This window comes from Thermococcus sp. CX2 (assembly GCF_012027555.1).
In the GTDB taxonomy this organism is placed as follows: Archaea; Methanobacteriota_B; Thermococci; order Thermococcales; family Thermococcaceae; genus Thermococcus.
On sequence record NZ_SNUQ01000003.1, the window covers coordinates 13,981 to 29,288 of the forward strand.

At 52.9% G+C, this 15,308-nt stretch carries 16 protein-coding genes, 2 tRNA genes and 1 pseudogene; 9 read left to right on the top strand and 10 right to left on the bottom strand.

The genetic code is table 11. The features are described 5' to 3' along the window. Positions 1–54: 54 nt before the first annotated feature. From E3E23_RS07015 to E3E23_RS07030, 4 genes are all read right to left on the bottom strand, one after another. Positions 55–330 carry an elongation factor 1-beta gene (locus E3E23_RS07015; RefSeq protein WP_167907554.1) on the bottom strand — a complete coding sequence of 92 codons (276 nt, stop codon included), beginning with the start codon at positions 328–330 and terminating at the stop codon, positions 55–57. Between the two features lie 18 nt (positions 331–348). After that, a complete protein-coding gene (locus E3E23_RS07020) occupies positions 349–528 on the bottom strand; it encodes a zinc finger domain-containing protein (protein WP_012572828.1) in 180 nt (59 codons plus the stop codon). Positions 529–1,123: 595 nt separating this feature from the next. Then, positions 1,124–1,201, bottom strand: a tRNA-Ile gene (locus E3E23_RS07025). A gap of 14 nt (positions 1,202–1,215) precedes the next feature. Continuing rightward, positions 1,216–1,293, bottom strand: a tRNA-Glu gene (locus E3E23_RS07030). Positions 1,294–1,480: 187 nt separating this feature from the next. Here E3E23_RS07030 and E3E23_RS07035 point away from each other — a divergent pair. After that, a pseudogene (locus E3E23_RS07035) lies at positions 1,481–1,657 on the top strand (hypothetical protein); the annotation flags it as partial. On the opposite strand, the gene purF reads toward E3E23_RS07035, so the two are convergent. Continuing rightward, entirely contained in the window at positions 1,620–2,951 is a 1,332-nt protein-coding gene (gene purF / locus E3E23_RS07040; RefSeq protein WP_167907555.1) for an amidophosphoribosyltransferase, read from the bottom strand. The pseudogene E3E23_RS07035 and the gene purF sit on opposite strands and share 38 nt — an antisense overlap. 166 nt (positions 2,952–3,117) lie before the next feature. Between purF and purC the strand changes: the two genes are divergently transcribed. After that, a complete protein-coding gene (gene purC, locus E3E23_RS07045; RefSeq protein WP_305849838.1) occupies positions 3,118–3,813 on the top strand; it encodes a phosphoribosylaminoimidazolesuccinocarboxamide synthase in 696 nt (231 codons plus the stop codon). On the opposite strand, the gene E3E23_RS07050 is transcribed toward purC, so the two are convergent. Then, positions 3,797–3,976, bottom strand: coding sequence for a hypothetical protein (locus E3E23_RS07050; protein ID WP_167907545.1), 180 nt, complete (start codon positions 3,974–3,976; stop codon positions 3,797–3,799). The genes purC and E3E23_RS07050 overlap by 17 nt on opposite strands. 23 nt (positions 3,977–3,999) lie before the next feature. Then, positions 4,000–5,004 carry a phosphoribosylformylglycinamidine cyclo-ligase gene (gene purM / locus E3E23_RS07055; protein WP_167907858.1) on the bottom strand — a complete coding sequence of 335 codons (1,005 nt, stop codon included), beginning with the start codon at positions 5,002–5,004 and terminating at the stop codon, positions 4,000–4,002. A gap of 118 nt (positions 5,005–5,122) precedes the next feature. Here purM and purT point away from each other — a divergent pair, with 118 nt between their 5' ends. Further along, a complete protein-coding gene (gene purT / locus E3E23_RS07060; protein ID WP_167907557.1) occupies positions 5,123–6,412 on the top strand; it encodes a phosphoribosylglycinamide formyltransferase 2 in 1,290 nt (429 codons plus the stop codon). Positions 6,413–6,706: 294 nt separating this feature from the next. On the opposite strand, the gene purE is transcribed toward purT, so the two are convergent. The 3 genes from purE to E3E23_RS07075 form a co-directional block, all read right to left on the bottom strand. After that, a complete protein-coding gene (gene purE, locus E3E23_RS07065) occupies positions 6,707–7,138 on the bottom strand; it encodes a 5-(carboxyamino)imidazole ribonucleotide mutase (RefSeq protein WP_167907558.1) in 432 nt (143 codons plus the stop codon). Between the two features lie 66 nt (positions 7,139–7,204). Then, a complete protein-coding gene (locus tag E3E23_RS07070) occupies positions 7,205–7,954 on the bottom strand; it encodes a hypothetical protein (RefSeq protein ID WP_167907559.1) in 750 nt (249 codons plus the stop codon). A gap of 3 nt (positions 7,955–7,957) precedes the next feature. Further along, the gene (locus tag E3E23_RS07075; RefSeq protein ID WP_167907560.1) at positions 7,958–8,590 is read right to left on the bottom strand and encodes a hypothetical protein; all 633 of its coding nucleotides are present in this window, start codon (positions 8,588–8,590) and stop codon (positions 7,958–7,960) included. 160 nt (positions 8,591–8,750) lie between these two features. Here E3E23_RS07075 and purD point away from each other — a divergent pair, with 160 nt between their 5' ends. The 6 genes from purD to E3E23_RS07105 are packed head-to-tail and all read left to right on the top strand — an operon-like array spanning position 8,751 to position 15,291. Further along, positions 8,751–10,067: a phosphoribosylamine--glycine ligase gene (gene purD / locus E3E23_RS07080; protein ID WP_167907860.1), complete on the top strand. Its 1,317-nt coding sequence runs from the start codon at positions 8,751–8,753 to the stop codon at positions 10,065–10,067. Between the two features lie 10 nt (positions 10,068–10,077). Next, the gene (locus tag E3E23_RS07085) at positions 10,078–11,220 is read left to right on the top strand and encodes a formate--phosphoribosylaminoimidazolecarboxamide ligase family protein (RefSeq protein WP_167907561.1); all 1,143 of its coding nucleotides are present in this window, start codon (positions 10,078–10,080) and stop codon (positions 11,218–11,220) included. 10 nt (positions 11,221–11,230) lie between these two features. Then, entirely contained in the window at positions 11,231–11,476 is a 246-nt protein-coding gene (gene purS, locus E3E23_RS07090) for a phosphoribosylformylglycinamidine synthase subunit PurS (RefSeq protein ID WP_167907562.1), read from the top strand. 1 nt (position 11,477) lies between these two features. Next, on the top strand, positions 11,478–12,149 hold the full coding sequence (gene purQ, locus E3E23_RS07095) for a phosphoribosylformylglycinamidine synthase I (RefSeq protein WP_167907563.1): 672 nt from the start codon (positions 11,478–11,480) through the stop codon (positions 12,147–12,149). Positions 12,150–12,154: 5 nt separating this feature from the next. After that, positions 12,155–14,299: a phosphoribosylformylglycinamidine synthase subunit PurL gene (purL, locus tag E3E23_RS07100; RefSeq protein ID WP_167907564.1), complete on the top strand. Its 2,145-nt coding sequence runs from the start codon at positions 12,155–12,157 to the stop codon at positions 14,297–14,299. Next, complete coding sequence (locus E3E23_RS07105; protein ID WP_167907565.1) at positions 14,296–15,291, top strand: formate--phosphoribosylaminoimidazolecarboxamide ligase; 996 nt, start codon at positions 14,296–14,298, stop codon at positions 15,289–15,291. The genes purL and E3E23_RS07105 overlap by 4 nt, the downstream gene beginning before the upstream one ends. Positions 15,292–15,308 lie beyond the last annotated feature (17 nt).

Sequence of the window (15,308 nt, forward strand, 5' to 3'; positions counted from 1 at the left end):
AGGCCAAATGATTCCCAGACAGAAGCCTGGAAGATTAAAAGTAGAGAAGAGGATTCAGATCCTCGAAACGGTCTCAACTTCCGCGCTCTCGACGTTCTCAACCTGCCTGAAGATCTCGGTGACCTCGTCGTAGGAGTAGCCCTCGGCGTCCTTACCGAGGATGTAGAACTTAAGCGCAACGAGACCGAAAGCAATCGGCTCGCGCTCGACCTTGGCGAGGCCGAACTTTTCTGGAATAACAGCCTTGAGCTTCTCCTCGAGCTCGTCGAGGTTGACATCCGGGTCGGTCGGCATGATCTTTATAACGCCAACAAGGTTGAAGTCGCTCATTCTTTTTCACCTCCTAATTCATGGCCCCTCCCAGCCGCACTTGGGGCACTTGTAGGGGACTGAGAGGACCCTGCAGCTTTCGCAGCGCCAGATGATCTCCTCTCCACAGTTCGGGCAGACAAAGTGAGTGGCGTGCTCCCTTGGGGTTATCTCCTTTCCGCATGACGTGCATACGGGTATCTCGAACTTGGCTTCCACTGCGAACACCTCCAAGAAAGGTGGTTTTTAATCACTGGTGAGCGTTGAGGAAGCTGACTTATAAACCTTTCCCCCTCAAACTTTTCTAGCGAAAAGTTTGATCAAAAGTAGTTCACTGCAAAATTTGAGCCTTTCACAAAAGTGTGTTTCCTTTTGAATTTTGCTCGTTTTCAGGAGAATTCACCATAAATTCCGCACCTGAAATCAAGCAGGTTTTAATTCTCACCCGGCGCTCGAAGAGCACAATCGGGGGTAAACTTCTAAAACAAGCAATTTTGAGAAGGGCATACGAGCTTTGATCAAACTTTTGCTTGGCAAACAAGCCTTTGGAAAAAGCTTGACCAAAACTGTTCCCTTTCTGTTAAATTGGTAGGGAACAAAAGCGTGCACTCTTAAAACTGCCTTTGAAAGAGGGTTTGCCCCCAGAAACAGCCGATTAAACAGTTTCACTTCATATTCTGGCGTCCGAAGGACGCCTTGTGGAGAGTGAAACTTTGAAAACTGGCCGTTAGAAGGGTAAACCCTGTATGGATACGCGTTTTTAGAAACGCACGCAAGCTTTCCGTCAACGCTTTGCGCCAGCAAAGGGTTGTACTGGTGGGCCCGCGGGGCTTCGAACCCCGGACCTCCCGCTTATCAGGCGGGCGCTCTGACCAGGCTGAGCCACGGGCCCGCGAGAAATGTTTTTGGTGCCCCGGCCGGGATTTGAACCCGGGTCGCGGGATCGAGAGTCCCGCATGATTGACCGGGCTACACCACCGGGGCGTGCGTCCAATATCATAGGGCCGAGGTTGCTTTAAAAAGTTTTCGGTGGGGAGGAAGCCCCTGTGAGACTAGGGCACCCCCACCGGGGCAAACGATACCCGCCAGAATACTGGACATCAGCCGATGCCAGAAAACTGAACCGATGCCGCTACCAATTTTCCAGCAGTCCGCATAAGATTGAACCTGGATGCGTGCCAAACTTGGCGGTGTTCCTGAGGGCGTCATAGCGGTTCCATTCCACTTCAAGGCCAACAGGCTGACGAACGAGGCACTTAACAAGGCTGGAACTCCAGAGTTCAAGTCCTCTGCCTGCAGAATAAGGAAGCTCAGAAGCGGAAGGCCCACTCTGGATACTCACCCGTGAGGCAGGCCATGCAGAGCCCTTCTTTCCCAACCACTTTTTTCAGTCCGCCAACGCTGAGATAGGCTAGGCTGTCGGCGCCTATAGCCGATTTCACTTTTTCAACGCCCCCGAAGGCTGCTATGAGCTCGTGCCTCGTGGGTATGTCTATACCCATGTAGCAGGGATGTTTTATGGGCGGAGAGGCTATTCTTACGTGCACCTCCTTCGCGCCGGCCTTTTTGAGCATGGCCACTATCCTCTTCATCGTCGTGCCCCTGACTATTGAATCGTCCACGAGGACGACGCTTTTGCCCGAGACGACCTCCTTAACTGGCGAGAGCTTGAGCCTGACCTTCAGCTCGCGGTGGAACTGGCCAGGGGTTATGAAGGTTCTCCCGATGTAGCGGTTCTTTATTAGGCCTTCGGAGTAGGGGATGCCGCTCTCCTGGGAAAAGCCTAAAGCGGCTGCCCTTCCGGAGTCGGGAACTGCTATGACGACGTCCCCATCGGCGGGGCTTTCTTTAGCGAGCTCGCGGCCCATCCTCACGCGGGCGCTGTAAACGTTCACCCCGTCGAGCGTGCTGTCCGGTCTGGCGAAGTAGATGTACTCGAAGACGCAGTGGTGGTGGCTCTCCTCCGCTAGAACTTTGCTCTCAACCGAATCATCCACGAGGAAGACCTCGCCGGGCTTTACGTCCCGTATCTCATCAACAAAGAGCCTCAGCGCGGAATCCTCGGAGGCGAAGTAGTGGCCGTCGCCCCTTCCGTAGCTCAATGGTCTAAAACCAACTGGGTCCCTTGCGACGAGGAGCTTACCGTCGAAGAGGAAGGCAACGGAATAAGCGCCTTTGACCTCGTTGAAAACTTCCCGCATCGCCTCGAACTCGTCCCCAGTTTCCTTGAGGTGCCAGAGGAAGGAAACGCCAAGGAGCTCGGAATCGACGGAGTGGCTGAACCTCACGCCGAGCCTCTCGTAATGCCTCCTCAGGGGGAGAAAATTCGTGAGGGTACCATTGTGAGCCAAAGCAAGCCTCTTCCCGCAGCAGGAAACTTCGAGCGGCTGGGCCTCATTGAGCGAGCCTGAGGTGGAGTAGCGGACGTGGGCTATAGCTAAGTCCGACTTGAGCCTGCTCAGCTTGTCTCCCTTAAAAACCTCTGAGACGAGACCAGGCCCCTTGAGGGTTTTAACCATGCTCTCCCAGACGCTTATGCCAGCGCTCTCCTGGCCGCGGTGCTGAAGAGCTATGAGGGCATAGTATGCCTTCTTTGGGGCGTTTTCAGTCTTCGCTGCAAAGATTCCGCACTTCTCCCTCATGGTGAACCCTCTTGAGGCTCTATGTTGATTTAAACATGATGATTAGAGCCAATCTTTCCAGGATTTTTAGCTCCTACATGTTTAAAAACTTTGTCCATCTTTTGCCATATTTTTGATAAAACAAGCCTTAAATAGTCGCTAATTTTACACATAAATGGTGAAGTTCATGGAGATCTACGAGGGCAAGGCCAAGAAAATAATCCCGCTCGACGATGGAAAGGCCGTAATGGAGTTCAAGGACGATACCACGGCCTTCGATGGCAGAAAGAAGGCTCAGTTCAGGGGCAAGGGCTGGCTGAATGCTCAGATTAGCGCGAGGCTCTTCAAGCTCCTTGAGGAGAGGGGTATAAAGACTCACTTCATAGGGGTCGCTGGGGAGGACAGACTCATCGTCGAGAGGCTCAGGATGTACCCCATCGAGGTTGTTGTGAGAAACGTCGTCGCTGGAAGTCTTAAGAAGCGCCTGCCACTTGAGGAAGGCACCGAGCTGAGCGAGCCGATAGTCGAGCTTTACTACAAGGACGACTCGCTCGGAGACCCGATGATAAATCACTACCACGCCAGGGTTCTCGGCATAAGCGAGGAGGAAATTAGAGAGATGGAGCTCATAGCTCTGAAGGTCAACGAAATTCTGAGGAAGTACTTCGCGGAGAGGGGAATAATCCTGGTGGACTTTAAGCTGGAGTTCGGGAAGAACGAGCGTGATGAGATAATCTTGGCCGATGAGATAAGCCCAGACACCTGCCGCTTCTGGGATGCAAAAACCGGAAAAAGCCTCGACAAGGACGTCTTCCGCTTCGACAGGGGGGATTTGATAAGCGCTTACGAGGAGCTTTATAAGAGGCTTACGGGCGAGGCCTGAAATCCGAGTCATAGGTTATCCACACAGTGTAGCATCCCTTTTCGTCCTCCACTATTTCTATCCTTCTCAGTCTGGGTCCGTACTCTTTGAGGGCCTCCTCAACGACCTTGGGGAGCTCCTCAAGAAAGGCCTTTCTCTTAACCGTCATCTCCACCTGCTCCACCCAAGAAAAGTAAAGGTAGGGGCTTAAAGCCTTACCCCGTAGTTCTCCACCTTTATCCCGGGCTCTTTCGTCACGCTTCCGAGGGAAAAGCTCTCATAGTGCTTGTTGAGTATTTCCAGGGCTTCTTCCTTATCCTCCTCTGGAAGGGCGACGACGAAGCCCACGCCCATGTTAAAAACCCTGAACATCTCCTCAAACGGAACGCCGCTTTCGTGAATGAGCTTGAATATCCCCCCTAGTGGGGGCATCTCAAGGGAAAAGCCGTAGTTCGTTAGGCGCTTGAGGTTGAGCAGGCCGCCACCGGTTATATGCGCCAACCCGTGGATCTCTACCCTCTCCAGCAGTTCAAGGATTGGCTTGACATAAATCCTCGTCGGCTCGAGGAGATGCTCCCAGAGCTTTTTCCCATCGAACTCGTAGTTGAGGCCGTATCTTGGAATGAGAAGCTTTCTCGCAAGGGTTAGGCCGTTTGAATGTATCCCCGAACTGGAAATTCCAATGACCGCGTCTCCGGGCTTTATCTTCTCGCCCGTTATTACTCCATGTTTCTCGACGACACCGATGGCGGTTCCGGCTAAATCGTAGCCGTTGATGAGGTCGGGCATTACAGCAGTTTCGCCGCCGACTATGGCTATTCCCGCTTGCTTTGCCCCCTCGTGGAGACCCTTCGCAATCTGGGAAAAGACTCCTTCGTCGGGCTCTTTTACCGCGAGGTAATCGACGAGCGCTATTGGCTCAGCCCCAACGCAGAGCAGGTCGTTCACGTTCATGGCTATCATGTCTATGCCAATGGTGTCGAACTTACCAACGGCCTCAGCAACCAGAATCTTAGTGCCTACTCCGTCGGTCGTCATGGCGAGGTAAAAGTCCCCGAAGTCCATTAATGCCGCGTAGTGGCCGAGGTTCTGAGCCGGTTCTCCGAGCTTTCCTTTCCTGAAGGCAAAGGTTGTCTTGGCGGCATTTATTATACTCTTTAGAGCTTTAGCCGTCTTTTCGTCGTCCACACCAGCCTGGGCATAGGTCAGCATGAGCAACACCTAGCCTTAGTTTGCGTGGAGGCTTAAAAGATTTGCCATCTTTATGCTTAAAAAGGCTTAAATATATGCAATTTTTAACATCTTAACGTCAAACATTGGGGTGGATTTCATGATAGACCCAAGGAATGAACTCGGTACACCCCTCACCGACGGGGCAGTTAAGGTTCTTCTCCTCGGGAGCGGTGAGCTCGGAAAGGAGATAGCCATTGAGGCCCAGCGCCTGGGCGTTGAGGTTGTAGCGGTGGATAGATACGCCAACGCCCCTGCCATGCAGGTTGCTCACAGCTCTTATGTGGGCAACATGAAGGATAGGGACTTCCTCTGGAGCGTTGTCGAGCGGGAGAGGCCCGATGCCATAATCCCCGAGATTGAGGCCATCAACCTCGACGCGCTGTTTGAGATTGAGAAAGAAGGTTATTTTGTCGTGCCCAACGCCAAGGCAACCTGGATAGCCATGCACCGCGAGAGGACGAGGGAAACCTTAGCAAAGGAAGCCAACGTCCCAACGTCAAGATACGCCTATGCAACAACTCTCGACGAGCTCTACGAGACGTGTGAAAAGATTGGCTATCCCTGCCACACCAAGGCCATAATGAGCTCCAGCGGAAAGGGCTCCTACTTCGTGAAGGGTCCTGAGGATATCCCCAAGGCCTGGGAGGAAGCGAAGAAAAAAGCTAGGGGGAGTGCAGACAAGATAATCGTCGAGGAGCACATCGATTTCGACGTCGAGATAACCGAGCTGGCAGTTAGGCACTACGATGAGAACGGGGAAATTGTGACTACCTTCCCCAAGCCCGTTGGCCACTACCAGATAGACGGTGACTACCATGCCAGCTGGCAGCCGGCCGAGATAAGCGAGAAAGCTGAACGGGAGGTTTACAGGATAGCGAAGCGCATAACGGATGTTCTCGGTGGTCTTGGCCTCTTCGGCGTCGAGATGTTCGTTAAGGGCGACAAGGTCTGGGCCAACGAAGTCTCCCCGAGACCCCACGACACTGGAATGGTGACGCTCGCCTCCCATCCGCCAGGCTTCTCGGAGTTTGGCCTCCACCTGAGGGCCGTTCTCGGCTTGCCAATACCTGGTGAATGGGTTGATGGTTATCGCCTATTCCCGATGCTGACCCCAGCGGCGACCCACGTCATCAAGTCCAACGTTTCAGGTTATTCTCCGCGCTTTAGGGGGCTGGCCAAAGCTCTGAGCGTTCCGAATGCTACAGTAAGGCTCTTCGGAAAGCCCGAAGCTTACCCTGGAAGGCGCTTGGGTGTTGCTTTAGCATGGGACAAACACGTTGGAGAAGCTAAGAAAAGGGCTGAAAAGGTTGCCCACATGGTCGAACTCAGGACGAGAAGCTCCGACTGGTACGATCAAGACTATGAAAAGAGGATGCACCTTCTTTAACACCTTTTTTTAGGTGTCGGCTTTCTTGGAGTTGGCAGGATTAGTCCCTAACACGTGACGGGCGCAGAATGTACTTTTTTGACATAACAAATGAGCACAAAACGCCCTAATTTGTAGACAACATGTGATGTAACGTTGGATAGTTTTTGGCATCGTGATGAGGATTTTAGAACTCTATCAAATCTTTGGAAAAAATGCGAAAAATTTAAATTTGATTAATGTGCCTATATTATGTATGCTCTCTTGATGTTAAAATCAGGCGGTTGAAATCAGCCCCGACCTTAAGGGGAGCCACTAACCGCGCATCCTTTCCCTATAATCTTCGAGCTTCTTTCTTAGTCTCTCATCCCTGAGTGCGAGTATCTCCACCGCGAGCAGAGCCGCGTTCTTGCCGTTGTCTATGCCGACGGTAGCGACGGGAACGCCCGGAGGAAGCTGGGCAATGCTGAGCAGGGCGTCGAGACCGTTTAGCTTAGCAGATACCGGAACGCCTATTACTGGCTTGACCGTGTGGGCCGCTATAATCCCGGGTAAAGCTGCACTCAGGCCCGCTATGGCTATAAAGACGTCGTAGTCCTTCTTTGCCAGCTCCTCAACCTTCTTCGGATTTCTGTGGGCCGAAGCAACCTCGAGGTCGTATGGAACTCCGAACTCGTCGAGAACTGAAGTCACCTTCTCGGCTATATGGCTGTCGCTTTTACTCCCCATGACCACAAGCACTTTCATGGGATCACCATAAACAAAAACTCGACGATTTTAAAATATTTTTGTCCTAAAGCTGACATGAACATGTTAAAGCTCCCTTAGTTTAAGCCCGGATTTAGTGATCTCGTACTCAAACTCTACTGTGTCTTCCAACCCAGGAGCCTTGAGAATCTTCAAACGACGTTTAACTTCCCATCCTTCAATATAGCTCTCCGTTTTTATGATGTATTTGGCCTTGCGGTATAGGAAGGGAAGAACCTTGTTATCAACGCCAGAGTAAAGCCATATGTTGGTTCCGGAGGGATACTTCCGGTAGACATCGGAACGCCGTCTTATCTCCGAGGACACCTCAAGGTAACGGAGCGTGGCATCAACGCCGAATATGTGCTTGTATTCCGACATAACTATCGAGCTGCCCCACAGCTCGCGTCCATCGAACATACCCTTTTCTGCCCAGTACTGCTTGTAACGTCTTATCACATCGATGTACTTCTGCCCGAGGGTTTCTAGTGAGATTGGGCCATTGAGATACCAGACGTTCTTGATGTTGTACCTCATGCCATAGATGCTACCAAAGGTATCGATTATTACCAGTCGATCTTCGTTGAGATGTTTGGTAGCGCTAACGCCGTTTCGCTCCAGTATGGAAAGCAGCACAGGAATGGGATAGCTTATGTTGAAGAGGCCAACGAGGTTATCACTGTCGAGCTTGGAGGAGATTATCTTAAACACTATCTCCTTTCCTCTCGAGCGTGAATCGGCTTCATGAAATAGTATTAGGGATCCTTTTTCTATGTCTCCTAAAACATTGTCAAGTTCCTTAACTCCAAGTTTCATCTCTCATTCCCCCTTTGTAACTATGAAATGTCTCTTCCCTCCGTCGGTGTAGACCTCAACTACAACATCCGAATAAGAATAGATGAAATCTTCCAGCTCAGGGCACTCTGCGGGATTGTAAGTAAGTATTGCCCTGATATCGCTCTGGGGAACTTCGTATCGGAGAGCCCAAATGGACTTGTACGTCCTGAGGGGATTAGAGAAAAGCCTGCAAACATCAGATGCCAAATAATCAACTATCCACACGCGCTTAGGAATCTGAGAGAGACTTCCGATGAAGCTCCTTATAAGATTACGGTACTTCGTCACAAAAACGCCGTCGTCGAGGTAGCCGCCGATAACGTAAACTCCAGGTTCAAGATGCTCTATCCTCTTCATGCTCCCAAAGACGTCCACGATGTAAAGGTTCTTCCCCAGAAAATCATCCACATTTATGCCAACAAATTTTAGATTTGCAAGGAGACTTAGAAGAGGCTCATATGATACCAACCAGACGGTTTCTTCTATACTGAGAAGGTAATTGACCATCTTTAGAGCTTCAAGGGCTCCAAACGACTCCATATCTCTTTCTATTATTGCCATAGTATTGTTCTTTCCCAGTGACTTTAGTAGCTCTATTAAGTTAATCTCCTCCATAAATAACCCCCCTCAAATTAGAAATTCTTCCACGATGCTTAAATAGTTAATCCTCGAGTTTGGACGTTTCACTTGAATTCCCGACATGTTCTTTGTTTACAAATTTTTGTTAAAACAAGCCTTAAAAACTTAAGATTTTTACACAAAAATGGTGAAGTTTATGAGGGTTCTGCTCATTGGCGGCGGTGGTAGGGAGAACGCGATAGGTGAAGCGTTAGTTAATGCTGGGGCCGAGCTATACGTCATTTCAAAGCACAGAAATCCGGGCCTTCTAAGACTGGCCAAAGATTACGGAATAGCAAAAGAAACGGACGTCCTCAAGGTTCTGGGCTACGCGGAAAAGTGGAACGTCGAACTGGCCTTCATAGGCCCGGAGGCACCATTGGAGGCAGGGATAGTAAACGCACTCGAAGAGGCGGGCATTCCGGTTGTTGGGCCGAGCAGAGAAGCTGCACAACTCGAGACTAACAAGGCCTTCGCGCGCTCGCTTATGGAGAGACATGACATCCCTGGAAGGAAGCTCTTCCGCGTTTTTGACAGCATTGAGGAGATGAAGCGTTGGATAGACGACTTTGGAAGGCCCGTAGTTGTTAAGCCCTTTGGCCTCACCGGAGGCAAGGGCGTTAAAGTTGTCGGCTACCAGCTGAGGGACAACGAGGAAGCAAAAGCCTACGCTGAAGGGCTCATAAGGAAGGATGGAAGGGTTCTCATCGAGGAGAGGACCGATGGCGTTGAGTTCACCTTCCAGGTCTTCACCGACGGGAAGAGAGTTCTGCCGATGCCTCTAGTCCAGGACTACCCACACGCCTACGAGAACGACGAAGGCCCGATAACGGGCGGAATGGGCTCATACTCGTGCTCAAATCACCTCCTGCCCTTCGTCATGAAGGATGACTACGAGAAGGCTCTGAAGACGCTGAAGGCAACGGTCGAGGCCATGAGGAAAGAAGGAATTCCCTACAAGGGTATCCTCTACGGCCAGTTCATGCTGAGCAAGGAGGGGCCGGTGATAATCGAGTACAACGCCCGCTTCGGCGATCCGGAGGCCATGAACGTCTTGCCCCTGCTCAGGACGAGCCTCCTTGAGATAGCCGAGGGAATAGTGGACGGGAGCCTCTGTAGGGCAGAGTTTGAAAAAAAGGCAACGGTCGTGAAGTACCTTGCGCCGAGGGGCTATCCAGAGAACCCCGTGAAGGGCGCTAGGATTGAGGTGGACGAGAAGGCAATAGCTGAGACCGGAGCGAAGCTCTACTACGCCTCAATTGACGAGAATCTCACTCTCCTGGGCTCTCGCGCATTGGCAATCGTCGGCATCGCCGATACCCTCGAGGAGGCCGAGCGCATAGCCGCCGCTGGAATAGGCTACGTTAGGGGCGAGCTCTTCTACAGGAAAGACGTCGGCACGAGGAGGAGCGTGGAGAAGAGGATCCAGCTGATGAAGGAGCTTGGAAAGGAGTTTGAGCCGTTCGGATGCTGAGGTGGTTGTGATGATAAGTCGCGAGGATATTTTGGGCGTTCTCGAGAAATACGATCCAGAGAAGATAACCGTTGGCGTCATTGGAAGCCATTCCGCGCTGGACATAGCCGATGGTGCTAAGGAGGAAGGTCTCCCGACGCTTGTGGTGGCTCAGAGGGGCAGGCACAGAACCTATGCCCACTACTTCAAGCTCAGGAGGACGAAGGACGGCCTAACCAAGGGGTTCATCGACGAGGTCATCGTCTTGGAGAAGTTCGCCCGGATAATTGACGTTCAAGAGGAGCTGAGAAGGAGGAATGTCATCTTCGTTCCCAACCGCTCCTTCGTCGTTTACGCTGGCATCGACAGGGTCGAGAACGACTTTTTAGTCCCGCTCTTTGGCAGCAGAAACCTCCTCAGGAGTGAGGAGAGGAGCGAGGAAAAGAGCTACTACTGGCTGCTCGAGAAGGCTGGCCTTCCTTATCCCGAGCCAGTGGGGCCAGAGGAGATTGACGACGTCGGTCTGGTAATAATCAAGCTCCCCCACGCGAAGAAGAGGCTGGAGAGAGGCTTCTTTACGGCTGCCTCTTATCGGGAGTTCCGCGAGAAGGCGGAGAAGTTGATTAAGCTTGGGGTGATCACGGAGGAAGATTTGAGCAGGGCCAGAATCGAGCGCTACATAATCGGCCCGGTGTTCAACTTCGACTTCTTCTACTCGCCTATCGATGGGGAAATCGAGCTTTTGGGAATAGACTGGCGCTTCGAGACGAGCTTAGACGGCCACGTTCGCCTGCCCGCTTCCCAGCAGCTCACCCTGCCCGAGCACCAGTTCGAGCCAGAATACACGGTTACTGGTCATGCGAGCTCCACTTTGAGGGAGAGCCTGCTTGAGAAGGTCTTTGACATGGCTGAGAAGTACGTGAAGGCGACGCGGGAGTATTATCCCCCTGGCATAATCGGGCCCTTCACTCTTCAGACGGCCGTTGACAAGGACCTCAACTTCTACATCTACGACGTTGCTCCAAGAACCGGCGGCGGAACGAACATACATATGGCCATGGGCCACCCCTACGGCAACGCCCTCTGGAGGAGGCCGATGAGCACTGGAAGGAGGATGGCACTTGAGATTAAGAGAGCTGTGGAGCTGGGCGAGCTTGAGAAGGTCGTTACATGAGGTGGCCTGAATGAGGTGGAAGGTCAGGGTCATAGTCCGCTTGAAGGAGGGCCTGAACGACCCCGAGGGAAGGGTGATAGGAAAGGCCCTTAGAAACCTCGGCTACTCCGTTGGGTGCCTCAAAGTTCCGAAGTGCTTTGAGTTTGAGCTGGAGAGCGACGAGCCGGAGAGGGAAGTTGAGGAGATGTGCAGAAAGCTGCTCGCCAATCCAGTTGTCCATACCTACGAGTACCAAATCGAGCCCCTGGGTGAGTGACATGCCGAGGTTCGCGGTGGTGGTTTTTCCAGGGACGAACTGCGACTTCGAGACCGAGCGGGCAATAAGAAAGGCCGGCGGCGAGGCCGAGAGAATCTGGTACAGAACCTCGCTCAAGAATTTTGATGGCGTCGTCCTTCCTGGGGGCTTCAGCTATGCCGATTATCTACGCGCTGGAGCGATAGCGGCGAGGCAGGAAATAATGGAGGAAGTGAAGGAGCTGGCAAAGGACGGAAAGCCTGTCCTCGGCATCTGCAACGGCTTTCAAATACTGACTGAATCCGGCCTCCTCCCGGGTGCTCTGAGACCCAACAGGATTCCGAGGTTCATCTGTAAGTGGGTTAATCTTAGAATAACTGACACCGAGACAGCCTTCACTCAGTTCTACGAGCCTGGTGAAGTGATAAGAATGCCAATAGCCCACGCTGAGGGCAATTACTACGTTGACGAGCCGTCAAAGGTTCGCATAGCCTTCCAGTACAGCGACGAGAGTGGGAACATCACGGAGGAAGCAAACCCCAACGGCTCGCTGCTCAATATAGCGGCCATAGCCAACGGGAAGGGCAACGTCCTCGGAACCATGCCTCACCCGGAGAGAGCCAGCGACCGCTTCTTAGGGAGTGAAGACGGCCTCAGAGTTTTCCGTTCGATAGTGGCTTACGCGAAGAGGTGAAGACAATGTTCCTCCACGAGGAGAAGATCATCCGCGAGAGGCTCGGCCGAGAGCCGAACGAAGTTGAGTGGGCGATGCTTGAGGTCATGTGGAGCGAGCATGCCTCCTACAAATCAAGTCGCCCGTGGCTTAAGCTTCTACCTACAAAAAACGGGCACGTCATCCTCGGTCCCGGTGAAGACGCTGGAATAGTGAGGTTCGACGATGAAACTTGGATAGTGGTGGGAATAGAGAGCCACAACCACCCGAGCGCTGTGGAACCCTACGGAGGAGCAGCAACGGGCGTCGGCGGCATCGTCAGGGACGTGCTCTGCATGGGCGCTCGGCCAATAGCGCTGCTCGACCCCATCCGCTTTGGGCCTCTCGAGAAGGAGCGCAACCGATACCTCTTCGAGTACGTGGTGAAGGGAATAGCCGACTACGGCAACAGAATAGGCGTTCCAACGGTTGGAGGAGAAACGGAGTTCGACGATAGCCTGGACAGTTACACCCTCGTCAATGTGGTCTGCGTCGGAATAATGAAGCCCGAACATTTAGTGCACAGCTATGTCACCGAGGCTGGCCTAAAGCTCGTCATTGTTGGCAACAGAACTGGAAGGGACGGAATCCACGGTGTTACCTTCGCGAGCGAGGAGATGAGCGAGAACGCCGAGGAGAAAGACCGCTCGGCCGTTCAGATTCCCGATCCCTTCACGGAGAAGCTCCTCATAGAGGCAACTCTCGAGGCCGTTTACACCGGCAGGGTGAGGGCACTCAAAGACCTCGGCGGCGGTGGCTTGACCTGTGCCACCTCCGAGATGACCGGAAAGAAGGGCTTCGGTGCGGTGATTTACGCGGACCGCGTGTCCCAGAGGGAGCCCGGAATGAACGCGGTGGAGGTCATGATCTCCGAGAGCCAGGAGAGGATGCTCTTCGCCGTGAGGGAAGAAGACGTCGATGAACTCGGAAAGATATTCGAGAAGTACGAGCTCGAGTGGACGGTAGTTGGGGAGGTAATCGAGGAGCCGCGCTTCACAGTTTACTGGCATGGCGAGAAGGTCGCCGACCTACCGATAGACCTGCTGACCGAGGTTCCAACAATAGAATGGTCTATAAGGCCATACAGCATCGAGAGGGACGTTCCCGCTCCAAAGGTGAGCTTTGAGGAAGCCTTCAAGCTCGTCTGGGGCAGCCCGAACGTAATAAGCAAGGCCTGGATATGGGAGCAATACGACCACGAGGTTCAGGGGAGGACCGTTGTAAAGCCAGGAAGGGATGCGGCAGTTCTGAAGATAAACGAGGATTATGGTTTGGCATTTGTGGCAGATGGAAATCCACGCCACAGCCACCTGAACCCCTACCACGGGGCTATGGGAGCCGTTGCAGAGGTTGTCAGGAACCTCGTAAGCGTCGGAGCTGAACCCCTAGCTTTAGTTGACAACCTGAACTTCGCTTCGCCTGAGAGGCCGGAGGTTTACTGGAGCTTCGCCGAGACGGTCAGGGGACTTGCTGATGCTGCCAGTGCCTTCGGCTTGGCATACGTCAGCGGAAACGTCAGCTTCTACAACGAAGTTGCCGGAAAGCCGATAAAGCCCACACCTGTGGTTGCTGGTCTCGGAAAGGTGAAGCTTGAGGAGATGCCAGAATTTGGTCTCGAGGAGGGTCTGCTCATTGGAGTCGTGGGTTTCACGAGGAGAGAACTCGGCGGAAGCGAACTCTTCAGGGTTCTCGGCGTTGATGGAGGCATGGCACCAAGAGTCCGGCTCGATGAGGAAAAGAGAAACGCCGATGCGGTGCTTGAGGCCATCGAGCTTGGTTGGGTCAAAGCAGTTCACGACGTTTCCAAGGGCGGCATCGCGGTGGCCCTAGCTGAAATGGCGATGGCTGGAAAGGTTGGTTTCACGGTTGACCTCTCGAAGATTCTGGTCGAGGGAAGTCTCGGCCCACTTGAGGTGGCCTTCTCTGAAAGCCACGGGCGCTACGTTGTAGCCTTTCCCGAGGAGAACCTCGAGACCCTCAAGGGCATCTTCAGGGACTTCGCCGTCATCGGCAGGGCTGGAGGAAGGGAAGTGGTCTTCAAATGGAACGGTGGGACTCTGCTGAGGAGACCTTTGGAAGAGCTGGAAAATATTCACCGCTCGCTTCCAAAGCTCTTGGGTGAGGGGGAATGAGGATAGCCACTTACGCCTCCCACTCCGCCCTTCAAATTTTGAAGGGCGCCAAGGATGAGGGCTTCGAAACGGTAGCCTTCGGGAAGGCGAGGGTCAAGCCCCTCTACACGAAGTACTTTCCGGTTGCGGACCACTTCATAGAGGGCGATTATCCAGAAGAGGAGCTTCTTAGGCTGAATGCAATAGTCATCCCAACTGGTTCTTTCGTGGCACACCTTGGCATCGAGGTAGTTGAAGGAATGAGGGTTCCCTACTATGGCAACAAGGCCGTTCTCAGATGGGAGAGCGACAGGAACCTCGAGCGGAAGTGGCTCGAAAAGGCCAAGCTCAGGCTTCCGAGGGTCTATAAGGATCCAGATGACATAGATGGTCCGGTCATAGTCAAGCCCCACGGAGCAAAGGGCGGCAGGGGCTATTTCCTGGCAAAGAGCCCTGAGGACTTCTGGGAGAAGGCGGAGAGGCTCGGCATAAGGAATAAGGAGGACTTAGCCAGTCTTCAAATCCAGGAGTATATAATTGGAGTACCTGTTTACCCCCACTACTTTTACTCGAAGCTCAACCGCGAGCTGGAGCTTATGAGCATCGACAGGAGGTATGAAGCAAACGCCGATTCGTTGGGAAGGATTCCCGCTAAAGAGCAGCTTGATCTCGGCGTTGAGCCGAACTATACAGTGATTGGCAACATACCAATCGTTCTCAGGGAAAGCCTGCTTATGGACGTTATCGATGCCGGCGAGAGGGTGGTTAAAGCTGCCGAAGAACTTATGGGTGGCCTCTGGGGCCCCTTCTGCCTCGAGGGAGTCTTCACAGAGGATCTGGAGTTCGTCGTATTCGAGATTTCTGCCAGGATAGTGGCTGGCACGAACCCCTTCATCCACGGTTCGCCCTACAGCTGGCTGAGGTACGACGAGCCCGTTAGCACAGGCAGGAGGATAGCTATGGAGATAAGGGAGGCTTTGGAGGAAGACAGGCTTGACGAAGTTTTGACATAAACTTGAGGATTTGCTAC

Excerpts from the sequence above, each read along its gene's own strand:
- E3E23_RS07015 (WP_167907554.1), bottom strand. The coding sequence starts at position 330 with ATGAGCGACTTCAACCTTGTTGGCGTTATAAAGATCATGCCGACCGAC.
- purF (WP_167907555.1), bottom strand. The coding sequence starts at position 2,951 with ATGAGGGAGAAGTGCGGAATCTTTGCAGCGAAGACTGAAAACGCCCCA.
- purC (WP_305849838.1), top strand. The coding sequence starts at position 3,118 with ATGGAGATCTACGAGGGCAAGGCCAAGAAAATAATCCCGCTCGACGAT.
- purM (WP_167907858.1), bottom strand. The coding sequence starts at position 5,004 with ATGCTGACCTATGCCCAGGCTGGTGTGGACGACGAAAAGACGGCTAAA.
- purT (WP_167907557.1), top strand. The coding sequence starts at position 5,123 with ATGATAGACCCAAGGAATGAACTCGGTACACCCCTCACCGACGGGGCA.
- purE (WP_167907558.1), bottom strand. The coding sequence starts at position 7,138 with ATGAAAGTGCTTGTGGTCATGGGGAGTAAAAGCGACAGCCATATAGCC.
- E3E23_RS07070 (WP_167907559.1), bottom strand. The coding sequence starts at position 7,954 with ATGAAACTTGGAGTTAAGGAACTTGACAATGTTTTAGGAGACATAGAA.
- E3E23_RS07075 (WP_167907560.1), bottom strand. The coding sequence starts at position 8,590 with ATGGAGGAGATTAACTTAATAGAGCTACTAAAGTCACTGGGAAAGAAC.
- purD (WP_167907860.1), top strand. The coding sequence starts at position 8,751 with ATGAGGGTTCTGCTCATTGGCGGCGGTGGTAGGGAGAACGCGATAGGT.
- E3E23_RS07085 (WP_167907561.1), top strand. The coding sequence starts at position 10,078 with ATGATAAGTCGCGAGGATATTTTGGGCGTTCTCGAGAAATACGATCCA.
- purS (WP_167907562.1), top strand. The coding sequence starts at position 11,231 with ATGAGGTGGAAGGTCAGGGTCATAGTCCGCTTGAAGGAGGGCCTGAAC.
- purQ (WP_167907563.1), top strand. The coding sequence starts at position 11,478 with ATGCCGAGGTTCGCGGTGGTGGTTTTTCCAGGGACGAACTGCGACTTC.
- purL (WP_167907564.1), top strand. The coding sequence starts at position 12,155 with ATGTTCCTCCACGAGGAGAAGATCATCCGCGAGAGGCTCGGCCGAGAG.
- E3E23_RS07105 (WP_167907565.1), top strand. The coding sequence starts at position 14,296 with ATGAGGATAGCCACTTACGCCTCCCACTCCGCCCTTCAAATTTTGAAG.